4 protein-coding genes are annotated in these 3,626 nt (G+C 74.0%); 2 read left to right on the top strand and 2 right to left on the bottom strand.

Annotated elements, in window-relative coordinates; translation table 11 throughout:
* Window positions 1-90: 90 nt before the first annotated feature.
* On the bottom strand, window positions 91-1,020 hold the full coding sequence (locus ABZ135_RS38605) for an SDR family oxidoreductase (protein ID WP_356703071.1): 930 nt from the start codon (window positions 1,018-1,020) through the stop codon (window positions 91-93).
* 99 nt (window positions 1,021-1,119) lie between these two features.
* On the opposite strand from ABZ135_RS38605, the gene ABZ135_RS38600 reads away from it, so the two are divergent.
* A complete protein-coding gene (locus tag ABZ135_RS38600) occupies window positions 1,120-1,641 on the top strand; it encodes a DUF4240 domain-containing protein (protein ID WP_356703073.1) in 522 nt (173 codons plus the stop codon).
* A 54-nt stretch (window positions 1,642-1,695) separates the two neighbouring features.
* Here ABZ135_RS38600 and ABZ135_RS38595 read toward each other — a convergent pair whose 3' ends face one another.
* Window positions 1,696-2,490 carry an SDR family oxidoreductase gene (locus tag ABZ135_RS38595; protein WP_356703069.1) on the bottom strand — a complete coding sequence of 265 codons (795 nt, stop codon included), beginning with the start codon at window positions 2,488-2,490 and terminating at the stop codon, window positions 1,696-1,698.
* A 115-nt stretch (window positions 2,491-2,605) separates the two neighbouring features.
* Between ABZ135_RS38595 and ABZ135_RS38590 the strand changes: the two genes are divergently transcribed.
* On the top strand, window positions 2,606-3,241 hold the full coding sequence (locus tag ABZ135_RS38590; protein ID WP_356703067.1) for a TetR family transcriptional regulator: 636 nt from the start codon (window positions 2,606-2,608) through the stop codon (window positions 3,239-3,241).
* Window positions 3,242-3,626 lie beyond the last annotated feature (385 nt).

Raw genomic sequence — 3,626 nt, 5'->3', positions numbered from 1 at the left:
CGGGCGGGTGGACGTGGTCGTCAACGGGGCCGGCGGCAACGTGCTGTTCGGCGCGCCGGAGGGCGCCACCGACGGCCTCGCGGGCGCGGCCTAGCGGAAGTCCTCCACGCGGGTGTCCGGATCGGCCTCCTTGGCCAGCATGAAGCCCCAGGAGTCGGGCCGGGAGCCGTCGGCGTCGGTGAAGCCGTACTCCCGCGCGAGCTGTCCGCTGTCGAGCGACCGCCCGTTCCAGCGGGCCCGGTCGGGGTCGGCGGCGAGGGCGGCGACGGCCCGGCCGACGTACACCGGGGACTCGGAGACGGCGAAGTCGGGAAGCTGCTTCGTCGCCTCGCGCCAGGTGTCCTCGGTGACGCCGAAGTGGGCGAGCATCTGCTCGGACCTGAGCCAGCCGGGGCTGATCGAGACGGCCGTGCCGGCGGAGTCGGCCAGTTCCTTCGCCAGGCCGAGGGCCATCCGGATGGGGGCGTTCTTGGCCAGGTCGTAGAAGAGGTTCTCGCGGTAGTGGGTGCCGTTGTACGCGGTGGTGCCGTCGGTGACCTCGACGACGAGGCCGCCGGGGTGGCGGGTGAGCAGCGGCAGGAGCGTGTGGGAGGTGATGAGGTGCGTCTTCACGCCGAGTTCGAGCATCCGGAGGCCGTCGGTGAGGTCGATGTCCCAGGTCTTCTTCCCGAAGGTCGAGACGATGAGGTGCTCACCGCCCCAGACGTCGTTGACGAGGACGTCGAGCCGGCCCTGTTCGCGGTCGACGCGGTCGGCCAGGGCGCGGACCTGGTCGGGCTCCAGGTGGTCGGTGGGGACGGCGATGCCCGAGCCGCCGGCCTCGGTGACGAGTTCGGCGGTCTCCTCGATGGTCTCGGTGGCGCGGCCGACCTCGCTGATCCGGTCGCGGGTGGTGCGGCCGGTGACGTAGACGGTGGCTCCGGCGGTGCCGAGCTGGACGGCGATGGCGCGTCCCGCCCCACGGGTGGCGCCGGCGACGAGGCAGATGCGGCCGGCGAGCGGCTTCGTTGCAGCGGTCATGGGGCGAGCCTGACAGGAAAGGGCGACACCTTCTGTCCGGATTGTTTTCGGCCGCTTCCGGGTGCGTCGTCGGGCGCGACCCACGATGCTGGTCCCGTGATGGACGAGACGGAGTTCTGGGAGATCATCGACTCCACCCGGGAGCGCGCCGAGGGCGACCCGGAGGAGCACGCCGACCTGCTCGTCGAGCGCCTCACACAGCTCGATCCGGACTCCGTGGTCGACTTCGCCCGCCATTTCGAGGCCCGCTACAACCGCGCGTACACCTGGGATCTGTGGGGTGCGGCGGCGGTGCTGCTCGGCGGGGCGGGTGACGACGCCTTCGACTGGTTCCGCTGCTGGCTGATCGCGCAGGGCCGGGAGGTCTTCGAGGGCGGGGTGCACGATCCGGACGCGCTGGCGGAGCTGCTGGTCGACTTCGACGAGGAGATCGACGGGGACGGCGAGGAGCTGGGCTTCGCGGCGGACGAGGCGTACGAGCAGCTCACGGGCGCGGAGACGCCCGACCTGGGGATCCCGCCGCCGGGCGCGGAGCCGGAGGGCACGCCCTTCGACCTGGACGACGACGCGGTGCTCGCGGCCCGCTTCCCGCGGCTGTGGGCCCGGTTCGGCCCCGGGTAGGGGGTACGGAGGGGCCGAACCGGACCGGTCTGTGCGGGCCGGTCTCGGGGCCCCTCAGAAGTGCGTGCCGCCGTCGACGCGGACCTCGGTGCCGGTGATGAACTTCCCGTCCTCGCTCGCGAGCATCGCGACGACGCCGGCGACGGTCTCGGGTCCGGCGAAGCCCTGGCCGAGGGCGGGGGCGAGCTTGGCGAAGAGCGACCAGTCGGTGTCCTCGGGCAGGCCGGGGCCGACGGACTGCCGGCTGGCGCCGGAGCCGTCGGTCATGCCGGAGGAGATGGAGCCGGGCTGGACGGCGGTGAAGCGGATGCCCTGCTTGGCGTACTCGGCGGCGAGCGCGTGGGTCATGGACTGGACGCCGCCCTTGCTGGCCGCGTAGGCCGCCATATAGGGGTGGGCGAACATCGCGGACGTGGAGGAGAAGTTCACGACGGCGGCGTCGTGACCCTCCAGGAGCGCCGGTATCGCCTCGCGGATGACGAGGAAGGTGCCGGTGAGGTTGATCCGGATCACCTGCTCGAAGGCGTCGAGGGCGGTCTCGTGGGTGTGCGAGGAGCGCAGGATGCCGGCCGCGTTGACGAGCACGTCCAGGCCGCCGAGGGCGGTGACGGCGGCGGCGACGCCCTCGCGGACGGAGGTCTCGTCGGCGATGTCGACGACGAGGGTGGTGAGGCGGCCGGCGGTGTCGCCCGCCTTGGCGACGGTGTCCTTGAGCCCGGCCTCGCTGATGTCGGCGGCGACGACGGTGCCGCCCTCGGCCAGCAGGCGCAGCACGGTGGCCTGGCCGATGCCGGAGCCGCCGCCGGTGACGAGTGCGCGACGTCCTTCGTAGCGGGTCAGGTGGTTCATGGCGGCAACCTCTCTCGGGCTTCGGGGAATGATGGCAACCGTACGCCTTGGTGACACGTTTTGCCATAGGTGCATGGTGTGCAAGCCTGGCAGTGGCGGGCGTACGCTGGGTGGGGTGAGCACCAAGCCCCCCTCCCTGACGGAGCGCCGCAAGGCCGCCACCCAGCTCGACATCGCGCGCGCCGCCGCCGAACTGTTCACCGAGCGCGGGCCCGACGACACGACCGCGGAGGACATCGCCCAGCGGGCCGGGGTCGCCCTGCGCACCTTCTACCGCTACTTCCGCTCCAAGCAGGACGCCGTCGCCCCGCTGCTCGCGGGTGGCGCCGACCGCTGGCGGGCCGCGCTCGCCGCCGCCGAGCCGGGGACGGACCTGGCGGTCGCCCTGGAGCGGTCCGTCGCCGGGGCGCTGGCGGCGGAGGGCGAGGAGGCGGCGGAGGGGCTGCGCTGGACCCACGGGCTGCTGCGCGCGGCGGACCGCGATCCGGCGCTGCGGGCCGTCTGGTACCGGGTCAACCAGGAGTCCGAGGAGCGCCTCCGCGAGGTCCTCGCCGCCCTCGCGGGCCCCGGCGCCGACCCCCTCGACCTCCGCCTCGCCGCGGCGGCGGCCACCGCCGCGATCCGCATCGCCCTGGAATCCTGGTCCACCACCGACGCCCCCGCCCGGGGCGAGGGCGCCCCGTCGGCCCTGGCGGTCCGCTGCCTGCGCGACCTGACGACGGGCCTCCGCCTACCGGGGCGAGACACGTAAACATGGGGCCCTGACGCGCCGCGCTGGTGCCTCCGCCCCCTCGCGGCCGCGCCCGACTACGGCAGGGCCGCGCCCGCCCGGGGCGGCACCCCTCCCGCCTTGCCCCCTCCGCGCACCTGCGCCCCGCGCCCCGCTGGGGCGGTGCCCCTCCCACCCCCGCGTGGGCCGTCGCCCCCGCCCCCGTGTGGGCAATCGTCCCGCAGGGCGGGACGGGTGGGCACACGGGACGGCGCCCATGCGGGCGCCTTCCGCACCTGCACCTGCCCGCGCCACGAGCACGGCGGACCCGTGGTGCGGGTCAAAGCACCAGGAGCCTAGGCCCGGCAAAGGGCACCGTTCCGTTGTGCCCACCCGTTCCGCCCCAGCGGAACGAATGCCCACAACG

This window comes from Streptomyces sp. NPDC006339 (genome assembly GCF_040612775.1).
Lineage (GTDB): Bacteria > Actinomycetota > Actinomycetes > Streptomycetales > Streptomycetaceae > Streptomyces.
This window is presented reverse-complemented; position numbering and strand designations above follow the sequence as displayed.

Bases quoted from the DNA above. Each gene is read 5' to 3' on its own strand.
- ABZ135_RS38595 (WP_356703069.1), bottom strand. From the start codon at position 2,490: ATGAACCACCTGACCCGCTACGAAGGACGTCGCGCACTCGTCACCGGC.
- ABZ135_RS38600 (WP_356703073.1), top strand. From the start codon at position 1,120: ATGGACGAGACGGAGTTCTGGGAGATCATCGACTCCACCCGGGAGCGC.
- ABZ135_RS38605 (WP_356703071.1), bottom strand. From the start codon at position 1,020: ATGACCGCTGCAACGAAGCCGCTCGCCGGCCGCATCTGCCTCGTCGCC.